The 20,783-nt window shown below is 47.4% G+C and carries 23 protein-coding genes; 9 read left to right on the top strand and 14 right to left on the bottom strand.

The features are described 5' to 3' along the window. Positions 1 to 7: 7 nt before the first annotated feature. Complete coding sequence (locus tag ACOGW3_RS09490) at positions 8 to 1,237, bottom strand: hydrolase (RefSeq protein WP_419902739.1); 1,230 nt, start codon at positions 1,235 to 1,237, stop codon at positions 8 to 10. A gap of 14 nt (positions 1,238 to 1,251) precedes the next feature. Next, positions 1,252 to 2,442 (bottom strand): aspartate aminotransferase family protein, encoded by a 1,191-nt coding sequence (locus ACOGW3_RS09485; protein ID WP_419902738.1) that lies wholly within the window; start codon positions 2,440 to 2,442, stop codon positions 1,252 to 1,254. A gap of 362 nt (positions 2,443 to 2,804) precedes the next feature. Between ACOGW3_RS09485 and ACOGW3_RS09480 the strand changes: the two genes are divergently transcribed. Continuing rightward, the gene (locus ACOGW3_RS09480) at positions 2,805 to 3,293 is read left to right on the top strand and encodes an Lrp/AsnC family transcriptional regulator (RefSeq protein ID WP_419902737.1); all 489 of its coding nucleotides are present in this window, start codon (positions 2,805 to 2,807) and stop codon (positions 3,291 to 3,293) included. A gap of 7 nt (positions 3,294 to 3,300) precedes the next feature. Here ACOGW3_RS09480 and ACOGW3_RS09475 read toward each other — a convergent pair whose 3' ends face one another. From ACOGW3_RS09475 to ACOGW3_RS09455, 5 genes are read right to left on the bottom strand one after another with little or no spacing between them, the layout of a single operon-like run. Beyond that, positions 3,301 to 4,077, bottom strand: a complete 777-nt coding sequence (locus tag ACOGW3_RS09475; RefSeq protein ID WP_419902736.1) for a HesA/MoeB/ThiF family protein — start codon at positions 4,075 to 4,077, stop codon at positions 3,301 to 3,303. Positions 4,078 to 4,113: 36 nt separating this feature from the next. Then, entirely contained in the window at positions 4,114 to 5,085 is a 972-nt protein-coding gene (cysK, locus tag ACOGW3_RS09470; protein WP_419902735.1) for a cysteine synthase A, read from the bottom strand. Positions 5,086 to 5,121: 36 nt separating this feature from the next. After that, entirely contained in the window at positions 5,122 to 5,580 is a 459-nt protein-coding gene (locus ACOGW3_RS09465) for an RrF2 family transcriptional regulator (protein ID WP_419902734.1), read from the bottom strand. A gap of 45 nt (positions 5,581 to 5,625) precedes the next feature. Then, positions 5,626 to 6,081, bottom strand: coding sequence for an IS66 family transposase (locus ACOGW3_RS09460; protein WP_419902733.1), 456 nt, complete (start codon positions 6,079 to 6,081; stop codon positions 5,626 to 5,628). Continuing rightward, positions 6,071 to 6,208, bottom strand: coding sequence for a hypothetical protein (locus tag ACOGW3_RS09455; protein ID WP_419902732.1), 138 nt, complete (start codon positions 6,206 to 6,208; stop codon positions 6,071 to 6,073). The genes ACOGW3_RS09460 and ACOGW3_RS09455 overlap by 11 nt, the downstream gene beginning before the upstream one ends. Between ACOGW3_RS09455 and ACOGW3_RS09450 the strand changes: the two genes are divergently transcribed. Continuing rightward, positions 6,195 to 7,427 (top strand): ISL3 family transposase, encoded by a 1,233-nt coding sequence (locus ACOGW3_RS09450; protein ID WP_419901077.1) that lies wholly within the window; start codon positions 6,195 to 6,197, stop codon positions 7,425 to 7,427. The two genes, ACOGW3_RS09455 and ACOGW3_RS09450, sit on opposite strands and share 14 nt — an antisense overlap. A gap of 2 nt (positions 7,428 to 7,429) precedes the next feature. Here ACOGW3_RS09450 and tnpC read toward each other — a convergent pair whose 3' ends face one another. The 7 genes from tnpC to ubiE form a co-directional block, all read right to left on the bottom strand. Continuing rightward, a complete protein-coding gene (tnpC, locus tag ACOGW3_RS09445) occupies positions 7,430 to 8,536 on the bottom strand; it encodes an IS66 family transposase (RefSeq protein WP_419902731.1) in 1,107 nt (368 codons plus the stop codon). Positions 8,537 to 8,591: 55 nt separating this feature from the next. Then, positions 8,592 to 8,954: an IS66 family insertion sequence element accessory protein TnpB gene (gene tnpB, locus ACOGW3_RS09440; protein ID WP_419901111.1), complete on the bottom strand. Its 363-nt coding sequence runs from the start codon at positions 8,952 to 8,954 to the stop codon at positions 8,592 to 8,594. After that, positions 8,954 to 9,292 (bottom strand): hypothetical protein, encoded by a 339-nt coding sequence (locus ACOGW3_RS09435; RefSeq protein ID WP_419901112.1) that lies wholly within the window; start codon positions 9,290 to 9,292, stop codon positions 8,954 to 8,956. The genes tnpB and ACOGW3_RS09435 overlap by 1 nt, the downstream gene beginning before the upstream one ends. Positions 9,293 to 9,376: 84 nt before the next feature. Continuing rightward, positions 9,377 to 9,838, bottom strand: a complete 462-nt coding sequence (gene dut, locus ACOGW3_RS09430; RefSeq protein WP_419902730.1) for a dUTP diphosphatase — start codon at positions 9,836 to 9,838, stop codon at positions 9,377 to 9,379. Between the two features lie 31 nt (positions 9,839 to 9,869). Next, positions 9,870 to 11,081, bottom strand: a complete 1,212-nt coding sequence (coaBC, locus tag ACOGW3_RS09425) for a bifunctional phosphopantothenoylcysteine decarboxylase/phosphopantothenate--cysteine ligase CoaBC (protein WP_419902729.1) — start codon at positions 11,079 to 11,081, stop codon at positions 9,870 to 9,872. A 96-nt stretch (positions 11,082 to 11,177) separates the two neighbouring features. Further along, entirely contained in the window at positions 11,178 to 12,746 is a 1,569-nt protein-coding gene (gene ubiB / locus ACOGW3_RS09420) for a 2-polyprenylphenol 6-hydroxylase (protein ID WP_419902728.1), read from the bottom strand. A gap of 25 nt (positions 12,747 to 12,771) precedes the next feature. Continuing rightward, positions 12,772 to 13,548, bottom strand: a complete 777-nt coding sequence (gene ubiE / locus ACOGW3_RS09415) for a bifunctional demethylmenaquinone methyltransferase/2-methoxy-6-polyprenyl-1,4-benzoquinol methylase UbiE (RefSeq protein WP_419902727.1) — start codon at positions 13,546 to 13,548, stop codon at positions 12,772 to 12,774. A 131-nt stretch (positions 13,549 to 13,679) separates the two neighbouring features. Between ubiE and mutM the strand changes: the two genes are divergently transcribed. The 7 genes from mutM to recF all read left to right on the top strand — a co-directional run bounded on the left by mutM (position 13,680) and on the right by recF (position 20,781). Further along, a complete protein-coding gene (gene mutM / locus ACOGW3_RS09410; protein WP_419902726.1) occupies positions 13,680 to 14,537 on the top strand; it encodes a bifunctional DNA-formamidopyrimidine glycosylase/DNA-(apurinic or apyrimidinic site) lyase in 858 nt (285 codons plus the stop codon). A 146-nt stretch (positions 14,538 to 14,683) separates the two neighbouring features. Then, positions 14,684 to 14,953 (top strand): hypothetical protein, encoded by a 270-nt coding sequence (locus tag ACOGW3_RS09405; protein WP_419902725.1) that lies wholly within the window; start codon positions 14,684 to 14,686, stop codon positions 14,951 to 14,953. A gap of 64 nt (positions 14,954 to 15,017) precedes the next feature. Continuing rightward, complete coding sequence (locus ACOGW3_RS09400; RefSeq protein ID WP_419902724.1) at positions 15,018 to 15,794, top strand: enoyl-CoA hydratase; 777 nt, start codon at positions 15,018 to 15,020, stop codon at positions 15,792 to 15,794. 156 nt (positions 15,795 to 15,950) lie between these two features. Then, the gene (rpsT, locus tag ACOGW3_RS09395; protein ID WP_419902723.1) at positions 15,951 to 16,214 is read left to right on the top strand and encodes a 30S ribosomal protein S20; all 264 of its coding nucleotides are present in this window, start codon (positions 15,951 to 15,953) and stop codon (positions 16,212 to 16,214) included. Between the two features lie 498 nt (positions 16,215 to 16,712). Beyond that, entirely contained in the window at positions 16,713 to 18,131 is a 1,419-nt protein-coding gene (dnaA, locus tag ACOGW3_RS09390) for a chromosomal replication initiator protein DnaA (RefSeq protein ID WP_419902722.1), read from the top strand. A 301-nt stretch (positions 18,132 to 18,432) separates the two neighbouring features. Then, entirely contained in the window at positions 18,433 to 19,551 is a 1,119-nt protein-coding gene (gene dnaN, locus ACOGW3_RS09385; protein WP_419902721.1) for a DNA polymerase III subunit beta, read from the top strand. Between the two features lie 48 nt (positions 19,552 to 19,599). After that, positions 19,600 to 20,781, top strand: coding sequence for a DNA replication/repair protein RecF (gene recF / locus ACOGW3_RS09380; RefSeq protein WP_419902780.1), 1,182 nt, complete (start codon positions 19,600 to 19,602; stop codon positions 20,779 to 20,781). Positions 20,782 to 20,783 lie beyond the last annotated feature (2 nt).

Here is a 20,783-nt window from a genome sequence, read left to right as displayed (position 1 = left end):
AGCCTAATTAGGCTGTTGTTGCGCGGTCGGGCCAGCTTGCTTCGCCTGCGGCTAGTTTTAGCAGTAGCAGTGCGGAAAGCTTGGCGCGTTCACTCAGGCTGTCGATGAGGAGAAATTCATCGGTACTGTGAATTGCTCCGCCTCGAACACCGAGTGTGTCGATATTGGCAAGGCCTGCTGCTGCGAGATTATTCCCGTCGCAACAGCCGCCTGTGGCTTTGGCTTCTGTAGATAGGCCGAGGTCATCACCACAGCTTTTTAAGAGAGAGAACAGCTGTTGATGGGCCTTATCCATGACTTTTGGTTGCCGGCCGAAGGAGCCATGTAACTCTAGCGAGATGCCATCTTCTTGTTCGATCTCAGTGATAATTTTTTGAACTTGAGCTTCTACCCAAGTTTGCCCCTCTGGGCTTGGAACCCGGATATTAAATCGGCAAAGGGCAAAATCAGGCACCACGTTATTTGGACCACCACCAGTAAGCTTGGCAACATTGACCGTGACGCCGTCATGTTGTCCGTTCAAACCATCAAGCAGGGCAATCGTTCTTGCCAGAGCGGCAATAGCATTGCGGCCTAGGTGATGCTCTCTACCAGCATGTGCGGCTCGTCCTCGAGCAATTAGAGTAAAATTACCACTTCCTTTTCGAGCCCCAGCAAGAGTTCCATCCGCGAGAGCTGGCTCAAATATCATTCCAACATCCGCAGCGCGTGCGGCTTGGTCTAGGTGACCCGCCGAGGCAAAGGAGCCGATCTCTTCATCTGGATTAATGATGACCTGCCAACCAATGTTGCCCGCATAAGGACTGCGTTCCAAAGCTTGCAGCGCCGTAAGCATCACAATGATGCCGCCTTTCATGTCGGCAACGCCAGGGCCATTGATGGTGTTTTCATCAAGATTGACGCAGTTTTGAAAACTGTGATCGACCGGATAAACCGTATCACTGTGTCCAACAAGCAAGATACGACGGTTGGCGTTTGGCCATTTTGTTAGACGCAGTAAGGAGCCACTTTGGCTTTTGACGACTTCGCCGCTATCCAGCACATCAGTTCGCGGTTCCAAGTCGAGCCGCTCTTCTTCAGCTCCCAAGGAAGCTGCAAAAGCAGAAAGACGGTCGACGACCTTTTCAATGCCAGGAATGTTTGCACTTCCTGAATTGATTTCACAGAGCGACAACACTTCGGATAACATATTATCCTGTTGCTGATCGATCCACTCGAGAGAAGAAGTGTAGGTCATCAACCGCCCTTTTCTTATGCTGTCAACTTGGCGCAAGTGCGATCGAGAATTTCGATAGCGATGTCCAGTTCTTCGTTGGAAACATTCAAAGGTGGCAAGAAGCGAATTTGGTTGTCGCCGGACTTGGCACAGAGCAGACCCTGCTCACGAAGTTCAAGAAGCATATCGCCGTTAGGCACGACACACTTTAAGCCGATCATGAGGCCTAGGCCGTGAACGGATACAAGCGCTTTAGGATGCTTGGCGATCAGCTCTTCCAATTGAGCCCGAACCTTGTTTGATTTCTCAGTAACAGAAGCAAGGAAACCGTCTTCCATCATCAGATCCATAACGGCATTACCAACAGCGCCACCAAGTGGATTGCCGCCAAATGTACTGCCGTGGGTGCCAAATACCATAGCTTCTGCAGCTTTATCATTTGCCAGGCAGGCGCCAACAGGGAAGCCGCCACCCATGCCTTTGGCCAGGGACATAACGTCTGGCTCAATTCCGGACCATTCGTAGGCAAACATTTTACCAGTACGGCCCATGCCACATTGAACTTCGTCGACCATCATAAGGATGTCGTGTTTATCGCACAGAGCGCGGATACCTTTTACGTATTCAGCATCAGCAGGGCGGATACCACCTTCACCTTGAACGGGCTCAAATACCACACCAGCAGTTTTATCAGTGATTGCAGCTTCGAGGGCAGCGAGATCACCAAAAGGAACCTGGTCGTATCCTTCGTCGTCCATCAAGAATCCAGCTGTATGTGCTGGATTACCTGCTGCTGCGATTGTGCCCATTGTGCGGCCATGAAAGGCGCTGGACATGCCGATGATACGCTTGCGTTCAGGACGACCTTTTGATTCTTGGTACTTGCGGAGGATTTTAAGACCGCATTCGTTTGATTCTGCACCGGAGTTGCTAAAGAAAACCTTGGTGGCAAAGCTACTGTCTGTGAGACGTTGAGACAGCCTCTCCGTTTGGGTAATCCGAAACATGTTAGAGCAGTGCCAGAACTTGTCTGCTTGATCCTTCAGGGCCTTCACCAAATGAGGGTGCGCGTGACCAAAGGCACAGACCGCAATACCACTGAAGAAATCGAGATATTTCTTACCGTCTTCCGCGTAAAGCCAGGTGCCTTCGCCTCTTTCAAACGCAATATTGGGCGGGTTATAGGTTGTCATCATGGCTTCGCGGCCAGGAAGAACGTTAGACATCTTTTGCTCCTTTGGTGGATCTCGTCTCGATAGAAATACCTAGCGAGGGTCCCTGCGGTTATTGTGCGGTTATTATGTACATTCCCATTTTACATGGCTTAAATGATTCTACCGCAGGATCTACCGAAGGTCTTATCGAAGTCACTGCTTTTAAACGCAGATACTGCGGTTTAAAGGAGTCATACCGAATTATATTCGGTTTCACTCATTGCAAGGATGGTTTTTATCATTCGTTTGTCTTTGCAGGGTAGGCGATCTAAAATATTGTGAGAAAATCAGGAATTTTTACTAATATCTCTAAGATAATTATGGGAAATGAAAATCTATCTGGATACCTGATTACAGATAGATAAGGAGTAATAATGGCACTAGATCAGCAATTAGATCGTATCGACCAAAAGATTCTTTCGATTCTTCAAGAAGAGGCCCGAATTACCAATCAAGAACTTTCAGATCGGGTCAATCTATCACCGAGTTCATGCCTGAATAGGGTAAGGAAGCTTGAAGAGAGGGGGTTTATCGGGCCTTATTTTGGAATGGTTGATCTCGAGCGGGTGTGTCGATCCGTGATGGTGATCGCAACGGTCACTCTCAAAGATCACTCTCGCGATCAGTTCAAGGCTTTTCAGGATTATATCCAAAACATACCTGAAGTGGTCGAGTGTTATATGGTCAGTGGGTCATTTGATTTCTGTTTGCGTATCGTGGCGCCGGATATGGGGCGATACAATGAGATCAATGATTACCTTCTGGACGCAACAGACACGCCAGGAGTGATGAACATCAGCAGCCATGTCGTACTTAATACTTCAAAGCACTTTTCAGGCTATCCGATCGAAAAGTTATTGTAGAGAAAGACTATTTGTTACCGCAGAGAGTGCAGGCGGGATCGCGCTTGGTTTTCATGCGGTGGAAAGAAGTTCCGAGTGAATCATACAATAGCAGCGTATTCTCCAGGCTTTCGCCGATGCCCAGAAGTTCCTTGATGACCTCAACCGATTGTAAGCTGCCCATAGTACCGGCAAGGGCGCCAAGTACGCCGACATCTGCACAACTTCCCTTTTCGGCGATTTGTTCGTCTCCGAACAAGCATCGATAACAAGGCTTATCATCATCTTCAAAGGCACGAAAGGTGGTCAATTGCCCATCGAATCGCATGATTGCCGCCGAGACCAGCGGTACTTTTTGTCGATAGCAAGCGTCATTTATCAGATAGCGGGTTTTGAAGTTGTCACAGCCATCGGCCACAAGGTCGTATGCCTGAACAATTTCGTCGACGTTTGTGTCGTTAAGGCGGAATTCGTAAGTGTTGATTGTAACGTCAGGGTTGATGGCTTTTAGTCTGGCAGATGCTGATTGTACCTTAGGATGGTCTATGTGATCAGTGTCGTGAATAACTTGCCTTTGGAGGTTTGATAGATCGACCTTGTCATCATCAACAACACCAATTGTGCCAACGCCTGCTGCTGCGAGATAAAGGAGAAGGGGCGAGCCAAGCCCGCCCGCTCCGATAACCAATACTTTAGAATTTAAGAGTTTTAACTGACCTTCTTCCCCCACTTCTGGGAGCACCAGGTGGCGTGCGTAGCGATCAATTTGATCATCGGTTAGTTCTTCTTCGAACTCTTCTGTCACGCTAAGTACCTAGCCTCTGCTTGTGTATTAGTATTTCTAGTTGTTCTCAAAGAGGTCCGTACTCAGATATCGCTCAGCGAATGAAGGAAGTATGGCCACGATTTTCTTTCCCTTCATTCCAGGCCTTGCCCCAATCTCAATCGTTGCGGCCAGTGCGGCACCGGAAGAAATTCCGATAGGGAGTCCCTCTAGGGCTGCTGCTTCTCTTGCCGTTCGAAAAGCGGTGTCATTGCCGATGCGAATGACTTCATCGATGAGGCCTGTGTCGAGAATACTTGGAACAAAGCCGGCACCAATACCTTGGATCTTGTGGGGGCCAGGTTGGCCACCTGAAAGCACAGGGCTGTCTTCAGGCTCAACAGCGATCATTTTTACATCTGGATTGAGCTCTTTTAGCGCCGAGCCTACTCCCGTTAGGGTCCCGCCGGTACCCACGCCACAAACTACCATGTCCACTTTTCCAGCGGTATCTTGCCATATTTCTTCGGCAGTGGTGATTTTGTGAATAGCCGGGTTGGCCTTATTCATGAACTGTTGGGGCATGACGGCTTTTGGTAATTCTTTGACCAGTGTTTCAGCGCGTGTAACCGCTCCACTGATACCCAAGGCACCGTCGGTGAGTACCAACTCTGCCCCGAGATAACGGAGCATCTTTCGGCGCTCAGCAGACATTGTTTTTGGCATTGTCAGAATAAGTCTGTAACCTTTTGCCGCACAGACAAACGCAAGCGCAATACCTGTATTGCCGCTTGTTGGCTCAATAATGACTGTGTCCTTGTCAAGTTGCCCAGATTCCTCAAGGGCTTCTATCATGGCATAGCCGATTCGATCTTTCACAGATGCCAGAGGATTGAAAAACTCACACTTGCCGAGGATTTCGGCATTAGAGCCGTGTGCCTCAGCAAGTTTTTGTAAGCGAACCAGGGGAGTAGCACCTATGGTATCAAGGATCGAATCGTAGATTTTCCCACGGAAAGAAGATGAGAGGTTACTTTTTTCGGTCTTCATGGTTGCTCACTTAATCAACCCAGGAGACCTGCCCGATTAAATAGAAAAATCGGGCATTGCGGCTGTTGCCTCACTGGGGATGTTTTGTTTACGTGCTTCGTCGCAAAGCTGCTCAATGGTTATCTTGTCGAAACGCTCCATTATTTCGCTTTGCATGTCAACCCAGATTGGTCGAACCACATTGATTCTAATCTCAGAACCTTCATTATCGCTTGCTGGATCAACCGTACCTTCGTGGTCACGAACAACTCGAATTATGTCGCCCACAGAAATACGGCGCCTTTCTCGCGCAAGTCGATAACCTCCACGGGGGCCGCGTTGCCCTGCAAGGACGCCATTGTGAACAAGTTGTTGCAATACCTGTTCGAGATAACGGCGGGGTATGCCTTCCCGTCGAGATATCTCAGTCGAACGCACAGGATTTGATCCCGCATGGTATGCGATATCTACTACTGCTTCTATTGCAAAGAGTAGTTTTTTTGATAGCCGAAGCATATTTGCCTTCCCAGTCCCTATTAGTGAGCGTGACGTTAACCGCACCTATTTTTGCATGATGTAAGGTGTTACGTTGTTTCTGTTGACGTTCCAGGGCAGCAGAGCTTCAAAGTCTTCGACGGTTTTTGCTTTAGGTAATTGGGTAAAAATGTGTCGAAGATATGAATATGGCTCGATCCCGTTAGCCTTGGCGGTCTCGACGATAGAGTAAAGATTTGCACTGGCCTTGGCACCATTTTGGGATTTTGAGAACAGCCAATTTTTCCTTCCTATTACAAACGGCTTAATTACGCGCTCCATTTCATTGTTATCAATTGGCAAGCGGCCATCATCAAGGTAGCGAATGAGCCGAGGCCACTGCTTATCAATGTAGTGCAAAGCCTTGCCAAGTAACGATGTCGGCGGCACCGACGATTTGACCTTGGTAATCCACTCTCTCAAGTCTTTAAGGATTGGTTTGGCCTTTTCCTTGCGTAATAGCCGACGTTCGTTATCGCTCATGTTTTTTGCGAGCTTTTCGGCTCTTCTCCGCTTTGTTGAGTAGAAAAAGATGCCGACCGCCAAGTAACCTGTTGATATGTATGGTTTCTGATAACTTTACATAGAGCAGGTATATGACAATCAACATCTCGCAGCATATTTTAGGCCTCAAAGGGCAACGTGTAAATGAAATTAAACTGGATGACGGCGGTGTTAAGATTGTCATTCACTGCAGCCGAGACGCGCGTAGGAGGGCTATAGACCCTGCTACAGGCCAGAAGGGAAGCATCAACCAGCATGTCCGCCGACAAGTAAACGACATCCCCCTTTTTGGGTATCCTTGTGTGGTCGAGATTGAGCTGGCGCAGGTTTATATTAACAAGGGCGAACGCCGCATTGAGGGGTGTGATTTTGTTGATAAAGGGTGCCGTTTCACTCACCGATTTTGCCGACTGATCAGTGGATTATGTCGGCATATGTCTATTCAAGCGGTTTCCAGACATTTGGATATACGATGGGAAACGGTCAAGAATATCGACAGGGCATACCTTATTGAAACTCTCCCTACGCTTGATCCTGCAGAGCTAACTGGCTTGGAATATATTGGTGTAGATGAAGTTGCCCGGGCGAAAGGTCATGACTACATGACGGTGGTCTACGATATGGTTGGCGGTCATCTGATCTGGGTTGAAGCAGGCCGAACTGCCGAGGTTTTTTCAAGGTTTTTGAAACAACTGCAACCAGATACAGCCTGCAAAATAAAGGCCGTAGCGATGGATATGGGGCCTGCCTACCAAAAGGCTGTCAGAGAGTCCTTGCCGTTGGCCGACATAGTATTTGACCGTTTCCACGTCATGAAAAACTACAGCAAAGCTATCCATAATCAGCGTCGACTTGAGTTCAGAAAGGCCGATCCAAGTGGTAAAGAGTTGATGAAAGGGACACATTATCTGTTGCTCAAAAATGCGGATAAGTTGAGTGAAAAACAAAGTGACAAGCTGCAAAGGTTGCTGGAGAGCAATAGCAACCTGAATGCACTTTACGTCTTGAAAGAACAGCTTCAGCTGCTGTGGAGTGCCGCTTCATTTGAGGCGATGGCGGAGCAACTGGAACGTTGGTGCCTGATAGCAGATCAGTCACAGATGCTCTATCTAAAAAAGTTCGCGAAATCCCTACGGAAACATTGTGTGGGCATCTGCAACTACGCCAAACACAAGCTCACAAGCGCCAGGATAGAGGCTGGTAATGTCAGTATAGGAATGATCCGTAAGCGAGCCAGAGGCATCAAGGATACCGAATACTTCAAACTCAAAATTAGACAATCATCCATTCCAGATAATCAATCTATGCTCTATTTGAAATCCTAAATCTACTCAACAAAGCGGAGAAGTGCCAGCTTTTCAATGCGGTACAAAGCTCTGATGGCCTCCATGGCATGATCGGCAAGGCCGGGTTTTCGCCTTTTGGACTTCTTCCGTGCCTTGATGACATCATTGAACTTACGCCGGGCGTGAGCCATGCATCCGACGCCGATGATTGTGCTGCCGGATGTCACATTCAGATAGACCTGATATCCATCACTAACAAGATACCCAGTGTAACCTTCCAACAATCGCCTTGCCACATCCTCCGCCCTGGAGGGATCGTAGTGGAACAGGATCACTGGCTGGTCCGGAGGGCCTCCTTTTTGCCCCCACATGTAGGATTTGCTTTGAGGTTTTTTCCCAGGTTCTTTCAAGACCTGAACGCCAGTCTCATCCATGGCAATGATATCGTAGTTTAGGAGATGGTCGGTAAACAGATTAATCAGGGGCTGAACAAGATCACCACATTTGATCACCCACCGCGAGAGTAATGTACGGTTAAACTCCACACCGGAGCGGTTCAGAACAGGTACCATACGATAGAGAGGCAGGCCATCCACATACTTTCCCGTTACCACATAAGCAAGAAGTCCAGCAGAAGCGATGCTTTTGGGGATGGGCTGTGGTGGCAAGGGCGCGATTGTTACGCCTTCTTCGCATGATTTACAGGCGTATTTGAAACGCACATGCTGAAGAACCTGCATTTTAGCCGGAATTATATCCAATTGTTCGGTGACTTCTTCCCCAATTCTGGCCATAAGACCACATCCGCAAGCGCAAATCTTTTCTTCTTCGGGGATATCGTGTTCAATCCGCACACGGGGCAAGTCTTTTGACAAAGAGCGGCGTCCACCCCTTTTACGGGTATGAGCTGGAACTTTGATCTCTTTATCATCGTCTTCTGCCCCTGTGTCGTCCTCAGCCGCTTCCTCTGCTTCATCAAACAAGAGACCTTGCTCTTGCGGGGATGTCTTCTCACTGGAAGCGGCAAACTGCTGATGACGCAATAATCTGTTTTGCTCTTCAAGAATATCAATACGCGCATGAAGACCACCTATTAAAATACGTGATTCTTCAAGGCTTTCAGGGAAAGAAATGGGCGCTTTTGACATAGCCGAAGTATACCAAATTTATACTCTTCAAAACAGTATAAAGTGCTGTAAATATTTAATATATCTCCGAATAATTTACAGGCTTATGCTCTTTCACATGACGGAGGTCAACACCATCCAGCAACCAGTTCAATTGGCGACCACTGAGCTCTATACGGGCTCCTTTGCTCAAGTGTCGTGGCCAATGAAACCGATCTTTTTCAAGGCTCTTTTGCCACAAACAAAATCCGTTTTTCTCCCAGTAAAGTAACTTGACCTTGTTGCTTAGACGATTAGAAAAAACAAAGAGGTAGCCAGAGAATGGATCAAGGCTGAGGATGTCGTCAACAAGCATCGACAAACCATTTATGCCGCGACGAAAATCAACGGGATTTGCGCAAAGATAAATGACGGGCAAAGCATCTGAAGGCCGCCGCATCACAGACCTTCAAGTGCATCTACAATAGATGTTAAATCCGATGTTCTCCCCGAAACAGGCCATTTGACTTCTAGCCCGTTACGAAGGCAAACCTGACAATACAATAAGCCTGGGCCATCAGCTGAACCATTTACAATCTTGTGTAAATTTTCATCTCGACTAGAAACAACAAAAAGACCCCGCTTAACAAGCTCCCCCTTTTGATGATAAAAATCCTTCAGGTCAAGATCGTGTGCCTCGGCATAAGCTTTCATGCCCACCCCGTTTAACTCACACGAACGCGCATGCTCAAGCCAATGGAATTCTGTTCGCGATAAATCGTTCTCAATTGCTGACATTAAACGCTCCATTCAAAAGAAAAATGAAGCATAACCATTATTCATTAGCTCAAACAGATGCGGTTAACGTCACGCTCACCCCTATTATTCCCCGGAGATTACACCTGTTGAGCCAAAACCACCTTCACCACGTGCTGTCGCATCAAGTGAGGTAGTCGGCATCCAGCTCGCCTGAATACAGGGAGCAATCACCATCTGGGCTATTCTTGCGCCTCTTTCTATGGTGAAAGTGTCTTCGCCGAGGTTTATCATAATGACGCCGATTTCTCCACGATAGTCAGCGTCAATAGTCCCTGGAGTATTTACCAGGGTTATGCCGTTTTTAAGAGCCAATCCGGAGCGAGGCCTTACCTGGGCTTCGTATCCTGCTGGCAGTGATATTGTAAGAGCAGTTGGGACCAATACACGTTCCCCAGGAGCAAGTTTTATGGTGTCGTCAATCGCCGCAAGTAAATCCATACCAGCCGATTGAGGCGTGGCATAACTTGGGAGGGGTAAGCCTTTCCCATGCGAGAGTTGAACGACAGGTATGCTCAAGGCGTTCATACTAATCTTTCTGCTTCATTGTTTATTATTTTCAAGTGTTTAGTTTAAGTTTATCGGCAATGCGCCTGGACAGTTTTTCTGCAGCGGCGTCTTTTGTCATCTTAGCCCAGTGGTCAATTCCGGTTTCATCAATCAAAAGCAAGGTATTGTTATCGCCGCCAAACGTTCCTGTTGTTGGGGACACGTCATTGGCGAGAATCCAATCACAGCCTTTGCGTTCTAATTTTGATTTGGCGTTGTTTTCTACGTTTTCAGTTTCAGCGGCAAAGCCAATGACCAGACCCGGTCTCTTGGGGCCTTGCTTCGAAAGAGTTGCAAGTATGTCTGGATTTTGAACAAAGCTAAGTGTTGGGGCTTCGTTACCAGATGTTTTTTTGATTTTCTGATTACTTTGTTCTGCGATGCGCCAGTCCGCTACGGCAGCTGCACAGATGGCAATATCAGCAGGCAAGGCCTTTTGGCATGCCGCAAGCATATCCCGGGCACTGGTAACTGGGACTAAGTTCACTCCAGAAGGGGTGCTTAATTGTGTCGGTCCAGAGACAAGTGTTACATCCGCGCCAAGAGATTTCATCGCGTTTGCAATGGCATATCCCTGTTTACCTGATGAATGATTAGCAATATAGCGAACAGGATCCAGAGCTTCATGGGTTGGACCCGCTGTAATAAGGGCTTTGAGGCCTGCCAGGGGGGCTTCAGTCGGCGTGAAGTAATTTTTTATAGCCGACAGGATTTCGTTCGGTTCAGCCATGCGGCCCATGCCAAACTCACCGCAAGCCATAGAGCCTTCATTCGGACCAATAATCCTGACACCACGTTGAGCAAGAGTTGCCAAATTTTCCTGTGTTGCGGGATGGTCCCACATGCGGACATTCATAGCAGGCGCCAACAGCACATCCTTATCTGTGGCGAGCATCACTGTCGAAGCGAGATCATCTGCGCGTCCATGAGCCATTTTTGCCATAAAATCAGCACTGGCAGGAACGACGACAATAAGATCAGATTGTCTGGAAAGCTGTATGTGGCCTATTTCTGTTTCGTCAGTCAGCGAAAAGAGCTCAACGAAAGTTTTCTCTCCGGTAAGCGCGGAGACAGAAAGAGGGGTTACAAACTCGGCACCCGATTTTGTCAGGATAGCACGAACCGACGCACCGCTATCGCGCAAGCGGCGGATCAACTCTAGGGACTTGTATGCGGCAATTCCACCAGTAACCACCAGTAGAATACTTTTACCTGCTATCATTATTATTCGAATTATTTCACTGTAAGTTTAAGTAATTTATACTATTAATTTTTTGGTCAAAATGCTCTGTTGTCAACAAGAGAATGTTAATAAAGATTAACTATAAAATAATATAAAATTTACAGTAAATCCAATGGAGAATGCAAAACTGGCAACTGCGACGATGAAAGCCCACTTAGCAGTACCGCTACTTTCTCTGTGAAAATCTTGTATTGTTTTAGAGTGTAACCGCAACCCTTGTTGAGAGAACATCTCGCTCGCACTTTCAAGATTACTTATTAATTTTGGCAGTGTTTCAATGCTATTAGAAAGTGTTGACAAGCCTTCCTTTACACGTGCTTCAGGTCCGCGATTTTTGATCACCCACTCTTCTACCAGAGGTTGGGAAATGGTCCATAGGTTGAGGCTTTCATCAAGTCCGCGACTCACCCCCTCAGCCATAACCATATTTTTTTGTAAAAGCAGTAAATGGGGCTGGATAATCATGTCGAAGGACTCAGCTAAATGGAGCATCTGACCGAGCATTTTGGCAAAAGAAAAATCACTTAAATCTTTTCCCATAATGGGCTGACAAACAGAACGAAGTGCCTGCGCAAAGGTTTCGATCGACTGATTCGCAGGAATCATACCCGCTGTGACGTGCGCTTGAGCCAGCTTCAGATAGTCTTTTTGCAGCAAAGCAATGAGCATATCGGCAAGAAAATATCGCGTATTTTTGTCTACGCGACCCATAATGCCAAAATCAACTGCGACAATTCTCCCGTCGTCACCGACGAACAAATTTCCTGGGTGTTGATCACCGTGGAAGAAGCCATCTCGGAAAACTTGATTAAAGAAGATCGCGGCCGCTGTCGTTAATACTTCTTCCAGGTCATGGCCGGCTGCAAGTAAGGCTTCGCGATCATCGAGGGGAATGCCTTCGATTCGACTCATTGTCAAAACGCGTTTTGCGGTCCGATCCCAATCAATTTCAGGGGTGTCGTAACTGAAGTCGTCCCTGAAATTATCTCCGAGCTCACAGGCTCCTGCTGCCTCCATACGAAGGTCCATTTCAAGGCGTACGGTGTTGTGGAAAGTTTCCACGACTTCCAGTAGTTTAAAGCGACGCAAGGAGGGGCGAGCTTTTTCAAGAAGAGCGGCTAGGCTATAGAATAGTTTGAGATCTTTACGGAAGTTTTCTTCGACCCCTGGTCTTAAAACTTTGACGGCTACGGGGTCGCCATCGAGAGTTTCTGCAAAATGTACTTGGGCTATGGAGGCTGCAGAAATAGGTGCTTCGTCAAAAAAGAGAAAGAACTGGTCAAGGTCTCCTCTCAATTCAGCCTCTACTATTTTCTTTGCCTCATCACCGCTAAAGGGCGGGAGTTGGTCTTGGAGCTGTGCCAGATCTGCGGCGAGCTGATCTCCGAGAATGTCCGCGCGGGTTGATAAGAACTGTCCTAGTTTAATGAAGCTGGGGCCTAGTTCGGTCAGGGCTGCCGCAAGCTTTTGTCCTGGTCTTCCTTTGACGTTTCGTTTTGAAAGCCGTCGACCCCACCATATGGCGATCGCCGCCAGTTTGCCGGGAACGATGCGCTGTTCTTCCAGAGCAGCTAATGCGTCGTGCCGGGCGAGAACCCGTGCGATAGATAAGAGGCGAAAAAGTGTCGCGATGTTCTGAAACATGAAAGTGCTCTTTACCTATTTCTTATCAGATCCGCCAGCCACAGTGAATTGCAGCAACACCACCTGTGTGATTGCGATAGCTACAATGTTCAAGGCCTGCTGTTCTCATCATGCTGATGAGGTCTTCTTGAGGGGGGAATCTACGGATGGATTCTGCAAGATACTTGTAAGACTCGCGATCATTAGCGACCAGCTGTCCCATATTAGGAAGTATTTTGAATGAGTATTGGTCGTAGATGTCGCTCAGAATAGGAAGGACGACCTGGCTGAATTCAAGGCAGAAAAACCGTCCCCCCGGTTTGAGCACTCTTCGAGCCTCTGCGAGAGCTTTATCTATATGAGTAACATTCCTTAGCCCAAAAGCGATGGTATATGAGTTCATCGAGCGATCGGGGAAAGGGAGGCTTTCAGCATTGCCGCAAGTCCAGCTGATCCCTTTGAGAATGCCCTGATCTATGGCTCGGTCCCGACCAACAAGCATCATCTCCCGGGTAAGGTCACAGACAGTCACCGGGCCAGCTTTGTCGCGGCCGACGCGATCTATAATGCGCATGGCAATATCGCCTGTACCACCGGCAACATCCAGATGGGCTTCACCCGGCTGTGGGTTGACCCAGTCTATAAGAGATGCTTTCCAGAGACGGTGAACGCCACCACTCATAAGGTCGTTCATGATGTCGTATTTACTTGCGACACTTTCAAAGACGCCCCGAACACGATTTTTTTTATCGCCTACAGAGACTTCTTCGTACCCAAAATGAGTAGTTTCTGATGAGTGTTTTTGGTCTTTTTTTTCTGCCATAAGGAATATCCGGCCGCTTTTGGGGCAGTTTAATTGCGATTTTAATTAAGGTGGCTAAAGTAATGCACTTTAGTGTATCTGGCTGAATGATATAGTACTGCTGCTTGCCGAACGCAAAGGATTTAAGGGTTATGCCAGAGCTCCCCGAAGTAGAAACCGTTATGCGTGGATTGCGCCCAAGTCTTGAAGGGCGTGTTCTTCGAAAAGTTGTTCAGCGGAGAGATGATCTTCGGTTTCCTTTGCCAGATAGGCTTTCTGAACGGCTAACAGGTCGGACTGTCAGGCAGTTGGGGCGAAGAGCAAAGTATGTTCTGGCTTACCTTGATGATGGTATGGTGCTGTTTTTCCATCTTGGAATGTCTGGGCGAGTGACGATTTTGCCAAAGGGCGAGCGTCCTCCTTTGGGGGCACATGATCATATCATTTTTGAAACGGACCAGGATGAAGAAATAAGATATTGCGATCCTCGCCGGTTTGGAATGATGGATCTGGTGAATGAAGCTTCTCTTGAAAGACATAAGGCTTTTAAGGATCTCGGCCCTGAGCCGCTCGGGAATGAATTTAACGGGCCCGTGTTTTATGAGAAAATTAAAGATAAAAAGACAACGATCAAAGCAGCGATTTTAGATCAGCGTGTTGTTGCGGGTATAGGTAATATATATGCGTGTGAAGCGCTGCATCTTGCGAGATTGTCTCCAGAAAGATTGGCAAAGACTCTGAATAAAAAAGAAGCTGATTTGCTTGCGAATACCATTCGTGATGTCCTTAATCGAGCGATTGAGGCGGGGGGGTCCAGTTTACGAGATTATGTTCAGGCGTCGGGAGAGTTGGGCTATTTCCAGCATTCATGGACGGTGTATGGGCGTGAGGGCGAAGGTTGTCGCCAGTGTAATGAGGTGGGTGGCGGTGAGATCGCTTCAAAATCTGTGATACAGCGGATACAGCAAAGTGGTCGATCTACTTTCTATTGTCCTGACTGCCAGCACTAAGGTACAAGGGAACAATGTTTTATCTTTCCAGATTTAAATCGAAATCAGTCGCTGCTTTTTTCGCAGCGGTCCTGAGCGTTTTATTATCACTAGCCACTCATGATGTTTTTGCGTCGGAAGGTTCATTCTTTGCGGGGAGCGATGGTGTGCCGATTGTCCCGGGAATGGAAGAGATGCCAGACTTGGGTGTTGTGTTTGATAAGCCCGAAGGTCGTATAGTTGAAGGCTTTGCTTCCGGATATCTGGAGCAGGCCGAAATTAGAGATTTTTATGGCAGAACTCTCCCTCAGTTGGGTTGGAGCGTGTTTGGTGAAGGCTTGTTTCAGCGCGAAGGCGAAGTTCTGAAGATCGAAATTCTGGATGGTGTGGAAAATAGCAGATCAATTCTGCGAATTATTCTCGCGCCCTCTCAATAAACATCCGGCACTCTTCCCAACAAATTTCGCAGTTGGCGATGGAAACTTAGGAGCTCTCCTTAAAATGGCGTACGAATATATTATTGTGGAAAAACAGGACCGGGTTGGTCTGATAAAATTAAATCGACCGGAAGCGTTAAACGCACTCTGTGTTGGTTTGATTGATGAGTTGGGGCAGGCTGTAGCTGATTTAGAATCCGACGATAATATTGGTTGTTTGGTTGTTACAGGCTCTGAAAAAGCATTTGCGGCTGGTGCTGATATTAAGGAGATGGTGGGCAAGGATTTTCAGACGGTTTATCGCGAAGATTTCATTACGGACGATTGGGAAGTGCTTGCTAATACACGTAAGCCCGTTATTGCGGCTGTTGCTGGCTATGCTCTTGGCGGTGGCTGTGAAGTCGCGATGATGTGTGATTTTATTATTGCAGGCGATAATGCAAAATTTGGCCAACCCGAAATTACGATCGGAACAATTCCTGGTGCAGGTGGGACACAGCGACTTACAAGGCTGATTGGCAAGGCCAAGGCGATGGATATGTGCCTTACAGGTAGAATGATGGATGCTGAAGAAGCAGAACGTAGCGGTCTGGTCAGCCGAGTAGTCCCTGCTGACAACCTTATGGATGAGGCCCTTGCCACGGCAAAGAAAATTGCGGGCTATTCTCTACCTGTAACCATGATTGCCAAAGAGTCCGTTGACCGTGCTTATGAGACCAGTCTCGATGAGGGACTCCGCTTTGAGCGTCGGGTATTCCACTCAACATTTGCACTGGATGATCGCCGGGAAGGAATGACTGCTTTTATCGAGAAAAGAAAAGCCGACTGGAAACATCGTTGATTCCTATGCAGAATCTTCTGATTTTGACCAAATCCATTGAGTTAAGGTTATTGTTGTTTACTAAACTGACTCATCATACTTGACGAACTCTCGGGGCACCGTTATAACGCCGCAACTTTCGAGATTCATTATTACTGAAGAATAGGCGCCAATCTTATGGCTAATCATCTTTCTGCGAAGACCCGGATCCGTCGTAACGCACGTCGTTATGAATTGAACTCATCTCGCCTAGGTCGCATTCGCACTTTTGTTAAAAGTGTTGAAACTGCGATTAGCCAGGGCGATAAGCCTGCTGCTCAGGAAGCTTTCAAAGCTGCTATGCCTGAAATGCACCGTGGTGTTCGTGCCGGTATTCTGGTTAAAAACACAGTAGCTCGCAAGCTGTCTCGTATGAACAGCCGCATCAAAGCACTGGGTTAAGTTTTTCCTGCTTTAGGGCAGGAGTAAGAGAGAAGTCGTGCTCATTTGAGCGCGACTTTTTTTTGTGTCGATTCGTTTGGATTCTCTCGTAAAAAGGATATTTTTTTTCTGAGAGCTGATTCAGACACAAGGTTTAGTAGGTAAAGAATTTCTTTATATCTAGGGCCCGTTTTCTGTGGAAAAAATACGATAATCTTGTCTAGGTCGTATTGCATGAAATGCCATAGCCGAGTACATTAATTTGGCTCGGGAAGGGAAGTTCATAAAATCAAAGTATGAAAAGCCCCGCTTTATACTTGCGGGTTGAGGTTATTCCATCCTTGATAATTAGCGACTTAAGTAAATACTTAAAATTTTAGTGTTTTAAGTAAGGGTTTTACTTTTGCCTTATTGCAATTGTCGCGTTGAGTGGTCGTCGTTCAAATTTGAATATTTGATCTGCGATGGGTTTAGTTTTGAATATTTGTTATTTTTTATTGAGGGTGAGTGGGGAGGCATATGGCGCAGAGTGAGGTGATTCCATCTTTTCAACAACAATGGGACCGTGTGCTTAATCGCCTGCGTGCGGAAGTAGGCGAAGCCGCTTATCGTAGTTGGCTAAAGCCTCTGTCATTGTTGAGTGGTGATGAATCCTTTGTTCGTATGGCCGTGCCGACAAGGTTTATGCGCGATTGGGTCGCGGGAAATTATCAAGATCGAATTCAGGCATTGTGGCTTGAAGAGATCGGGTGTGCAGCTCAGGTTGAAATAGTTGTTTTGGCGCCATCTAGGCCGACACCCAAGCCAGCCCTTGTCGATGTTAAGGATAAGCCGGAAGTCGTTCTGGAAATTAAATCTGAACAACCCGTTTCGCCTGCTCCCGTCGAAGTTCCTCAGGCTGAGGAGGTTCAGCGAATAGTCGCGCCTCTAGATCCAAGGTTCACCTTTGATAACTTCGTTGTCGGTAAGCCGAATGAATTAGCGTATGCGGCGGCGAGAAGAGTTGCTGATGCTGAGGCTGTGCCTTTTAACCCACTTTTCCTTTATGGCGGGGTCGGGCTTGGTAAAACGCATTTGATGCACGCAATTGCTCATCAAATACGTACTGCTCATCCAGAGAAGAAAGTAATTTACCTCTCTGCCGAGAAGTTCATGTACCAATTTGTACGAGCGCTTCGTACAAAAGATACGATGTCCTTCAAGGAGCAGTTTCGTTCGGTTGATGTTCTAATGATTGATGATGTTCAGTTCATTGGGGGGCGGGAAGCGACGCAAGAAGAGTTTTTCCATACCTTTAATGCTTTGGTCGATCAAAACAGGCAGGTCGTTATTTCGGCTGATAAGAGTCCTTCCGATCTTGAGGGTGTTGAAGATCGAATGAAGTCTCGATTAGGGTGGGGACTTGTTGCTGATATCCATCCGACGACTTATGAATTGCGTTTGGGCATTTTGGAATCAAAAGCAGAGCAGCTTGATGTTGCGATCCCACAAAAAGTCATCGAATTTCTAGCTCACAAGATAACGTCGAATATCAGAGAGCTCGAAGGTGCGTTAAACCGTATCGTGGCTCACGCAACCTTGGTCGGTCGGTCGATTACGCTGGAGACGACTCAAGAGGTTCTTCTTGATCTCCTGAGATCAAATGATCGCCGTGTTACGATTGAGGAAATTCAAAAGAAGGTTGCTGAGCACTTTAATATCCGTGTTTCTGATATGCATTCATCACGGCGGGCTCGCGCGGTGGCAAGGCCACGTCAAATTGCGATGTATTTGTCAAAGCACCTAACCTCGCGCTCGTTGCCTGAGATCGGTCGTAAATTCGGTGGGCGTGATCATACAACGGTTATGCATGCTGTAAAAAAAGTCGAAGAACTTAAATCCAATGATATTGAGTTCTCTGAAGATATTGAGCTGTTGAGCCGGATGCTGGAGAATTAGATTTTTGAGGACTTGTTGCTCTCAATGATCATTATTCTGTAACACTCTATTTATCCAAAAGCTTTATGTATCTTGTTGATGAGATTCTGAGATTTTGTTTTATCTGTCTCGATGGCTATAAGATATTATAATTGTTTTCCTTCTGTGAATGAACCCGCTATACTTTCCGCCCGAGTCCCACCAGAGAGTCCTAAGCTCATACTGCGTGAGGCACGGAATAATCGTGACCTCGTTCTAAGGCTCTGCCAAAGGAAGAGGTTTACTTGGTATTGATGAAAGATACGGACTGAGTCATAGCATCATGAAGCTCACAATCGAACGCTCTGCATTGTTGAAATCCCTGGCGCATGTTCAAAGTGTAGTTGAACGTCGAAATACTATTCCAATCCTTTCCAATGTTCTTATGGAAGCAAAGGACGGGAAGTTATCTCTGACTGCGACAGACATGGATCTGACCATTGTGGATCAGGTCGACGCGACTGTTTTGGATGCAGGTGTAACAACTGCGCCTGCCCATACATTTTACGACATTGTTCGTAAGCTCCCAGACGGTTCCGAAGTCGAGCTAACAGCGAACTCTGAAACGGCACAGATGACCTTGAAGGCAGGGCGATCTACTTTCACCCTTCAAACATTGCCGCGCGAAGATTTTCCCGCAGCTGGCGTGGCCGATTTACCTCAAGTATTTGGCGTGCAGGTTACAGAACTCAAAAACCTGATTGACCGTACTCGTTTTGCGATATCGACAGAAGAAACACGCTACTACCTGAATGGTATCTACCTTCATGCGACAGAAGCAGATGGTGTTCCCGTTCTTCGCGCAGTTGCGACTGATGGGCACCGTCTTGCTCGTTTTGAGATGCCGTTACCTCAAGGGGCTGAAGAGCTTCCAGGTGTAATTGTCCCGCGCAAAACTGTTAATGAGCTACGTAAGTTAATCGATGAGACAAACGACCCGATTGAGGTCTCTCTCTCGGAAACTAAAATTATGTTCCGGTTCGATTCTACGGTGCTTAGTTCAAAGCTTATCGATGGGACCTTCCCTGATTATCAGCGAGTTATTCCAAGTGGAAACGACAAGAGCCTTGTTTTGGACTGTAAATCGTTCTCTGCTGCGGTTGATCGCGTGTCGACAATCTCTACCGAGAAAAGTCGTGCTGTGAAAATCACACTCGAAGGTTCGTCTCTGACCCTTTCAGCAACATCTGCTGAAAATGGAAGCGCGGTAGAAGTTATCGAAGTTAATTATGAAGGCGAATCTCTCGATATTGGCTTTAATTCACGATATCTGCTTGATATTGCACAGCAAATTGAAGGTGACTCCGCTGAATTCTTGATGGCGGATGCTGCTTCACCAACCATCGTTCGCGATTCAGCAGATGCGTCAGCGCTTTATGTGTTGATGCCTATGCGGGTTTAGTCCGAATCTGGATAACGCAATCTTATGCTGGCTGCCGCCCAGAATGGAATGTCATTTGTGACTGACGATGAATTGTCAGAAAGCTTGTGGCTGCGAAGAGTCGTATTGACCCAGTTTCGCAGCTATGACCGCGCTGAGATAGAGGTTGATGCTCGACCCGTTGTACTGACTGGTGCAAATGGTGTTGGCAAAACCAATCTCTTGGAAGCGATATCACTAATGACACCAGGAAGAGGACTGCGGAGCGCGCCATTGCCTGAGATTGCGCGTCGTACTCCAGCCGGCACTCCTGAGGCCTGGGCTGTTGCCGCTGAAGTCTCAACTAGCGCAGGAATGCGGGATATTGGTACTGGCCGAGATCCTGCAAACATGAATGGAACAACGAGAGAGCGCCGCTTGGTACGGGTTGACGGGGAGAACTGTAAAAGCCAACAAGCTTTGGCTGAGGTGTTCTCTGCTATTTGGTTGACCCCTCAAATGGATGGCATTCTCCGAGATAGTGCATCCGGTCGGCGCAAGTTTTTGGATCGACTGGTTCTTGTTTTTGATCCGGCACATGCCGGCAATACAAGCGCTTACGACCATGCTTTGAGAGAGCGCTCACGCCTTTTGAAGGCAGGTAATGCCGATCAGGCGTGGTTATCTATTCTGGAAGATCGCATGGCACGCCACGGTGTTGCTATTGCTGTTGCCCGTAGAGAAATCACAGAACGTTTGGCCGGCGCCTGTGCCGAGACCGTTGGTGATTTTCCAGTAGCTGGGCTTGCGCTTGACGGGGCAGTGGAAGATTGGTTGGAAGAAAAACCAGCCCTGATTGCCGAAGAAGACCTGAGGCGATGTCTTTTAGATAGTCGTTCAAAAGATGCTGTTTCTGGTGGTGCTTCGTGGGGGCCGCATAAAAGCGACCTCGCGGTTCATCACATGGAAAAGGATATGCCTGCTGCCTTATGTTCTACGGGTGAGCAGAAATCACTACTGTTATCGATTGTGTTGGCACATGCTCGATTGGTGATGTTGGAACGCGGTGCTCCACCGCTTTTGTTACTTGATGAAGTCGTTGCTCATTTAGACGAAACCCGTCGAAATAGCCTTTTTGAAGAAATAATACATTTGCGCTGCCAAGCATGGATGACAGGCACTGATGCCGAAGTGTTTTCAAGCCTGGGTAATAAGGCGCAACATTTAACGATTAAAGACGGAGCTGTTTTTACAGCAACCACAGGCATTTAAGT

Source organism: Kiloniella sp., from assembly GCF_965205715.1.
GTDB lineage: Bacteria > Pseudomonadota > Alphaproteobacteria > Kiloniellales > Kiloniellaceae > Kiloniella.
This window is presented reverse-complemented; position numbering and strand designations above follow the sequence as displayed.

Excerpts from the sequence above, each read along its gene's own strand:
- ACOGW3_RS09490 (WP_419902739.1), bottom strand. The coding sequence starts at position 1,237 with ATGACCTACACTTCTTCTCTCGAGTGGATCGATCAGCAACAGGATAAT.
- ACOGW3_RS09485 (WP_419902738.1), bottom strand. The coding sequence starts at position 2,442 with ATGTCTAACGTTCTTCCTGGCCGCGAAGCCATGATGACAACCTATAAC.
- ACOGW3_RS09480 (WP_419902737.1), top strand. The coding sequence starts at position 2,805 with ATGGCACTAGATCAGCAATTAGATCGTATCGACCAAAAGATTCTTTCG.
- cysK (WP_419902735.1), bottom strand. The coding sequence starts at position 5,085 with ATGAAGACCGAAAAAAGTAACCTCTCATCTTCTTTCCGTGGGAAAATC.
- ACOGW3_RS09465 (WP_419902734.1), bottom strand. The coding sequence starts at position 5,580 with ATGCTTCGGCTATCAAAAAAACTACTCTTTGCAATAGAAGCAGTAGTA.
- ACOGW3_RS09460 (WP_419902733.1), bottom strand. The coding sequence starts at position 6,081 with ATGAGCGATAACGAACGTCGGCTATTACGCAAGGAAAAGGCCAAACCA.
- ACOGW3_RS09450 (WP_419901077.1), top strand. The coding sequence starts at position 6,195 with ATGACAATCAACATCTCGCAGCATATTTTAGGCCTCAAAGGGCAACGT.
- ACOGW3_RS09455 (WP_419902732.1), bottom strand. The coding sequence starts at position 6,208 with ATGTTGATTGTCATATACCTGCTCTATGTAAAGTTATCAGAAACCATA.
- tnpC (WP_419902731.1), bottom strand. The coding sequence starts at position 8,536 with ATGTCAAAAGCGCCCATTTCTTTCCCTGAAAGCCTTGAAGAATCACGT.
- tnpB (WP_419901111.1), bottom strand. The coding sequence starts at position 8,954 with ATGCGGCGGCCTTCAGATGCTTTGCCCGTCATTTATCTTTGCGCAAAT.
- ACOGW3_RS09435 (WP_419901112.1), bottom strand. The coding sequence starts at position 9,292 with ATGTCAGCAATTGAGAACGATTTATCGCGAACAGAATTCCATTGGCTT.
- dut (WP_419902730.1), bottom strand. The coding sequence starts at position 9,838 with ATGAACGCCTTGAGCATACCTGTCGTTCAACTCTCGCATGGGAAAGGC.
- coaBC (WP_419902729.1), bottom strand. The coding sequence starts at position 11,081 with ATGATAGCAGGTAAAAGTATTCTACTGGTGGTTACTGGTGGAATTGCC.
- ubiB (WP_419902728.1), bottom strand. The coding sequence starts at position 12,746 with ATGTTTCAGAACATCGCGACACTTTTTCGCCTCTTATCTATCGCACGG.
- ubiE (WP_419902727.1), bottom strand. The coding sequence starts at position 13,548 with ATGGCAGAAAAAAAAGACCAAAAACACTCATCAGAAACTACTCATTTT.
- mutM (WP_419902726.1), top strand. The coding sequence starts at position 13,680 with ATGCCAGAGCTCCCCGAAGTAGAAACCGTTATGCGTGGATTGCGCCCA.
- ACOGW3_RS09400 (WP_419902724.1), top strand. The coding sequence starts at position 15,018 with ATGGCGTACGAATATATTATTGTGGAAAAACAGGACCGGGTTGGTCTG.
- rpsT (WP_419902723.1), top strand. The coding sequence starts at position 15,951 with ATGGCTAATCATCTTTCTGCGAAGACCCGGATCCGTCGTAACGCACGT.
- dnaA (WP_419902722.1), top strand. The coding sequence starts at position 16,713 with ATGGCGCAGAGTGAGGTGATTCCATCTTTTCAACAACAATGGGACCGT.
- dnaN (WP_419902721.1), top strand. The coding sequence starts at position 18,433 with ATGAAGCTCACAATCGAACGCTCTGCATTGTTGAAATCCCTGGCGCAT.
- recF (WP_419902780.1), top strand. The coding sequence starts at position 19,600 with ATGTCATTTGTGACTGACGATGAATTGTCAGAAAGCTTGTGGCTGCGA.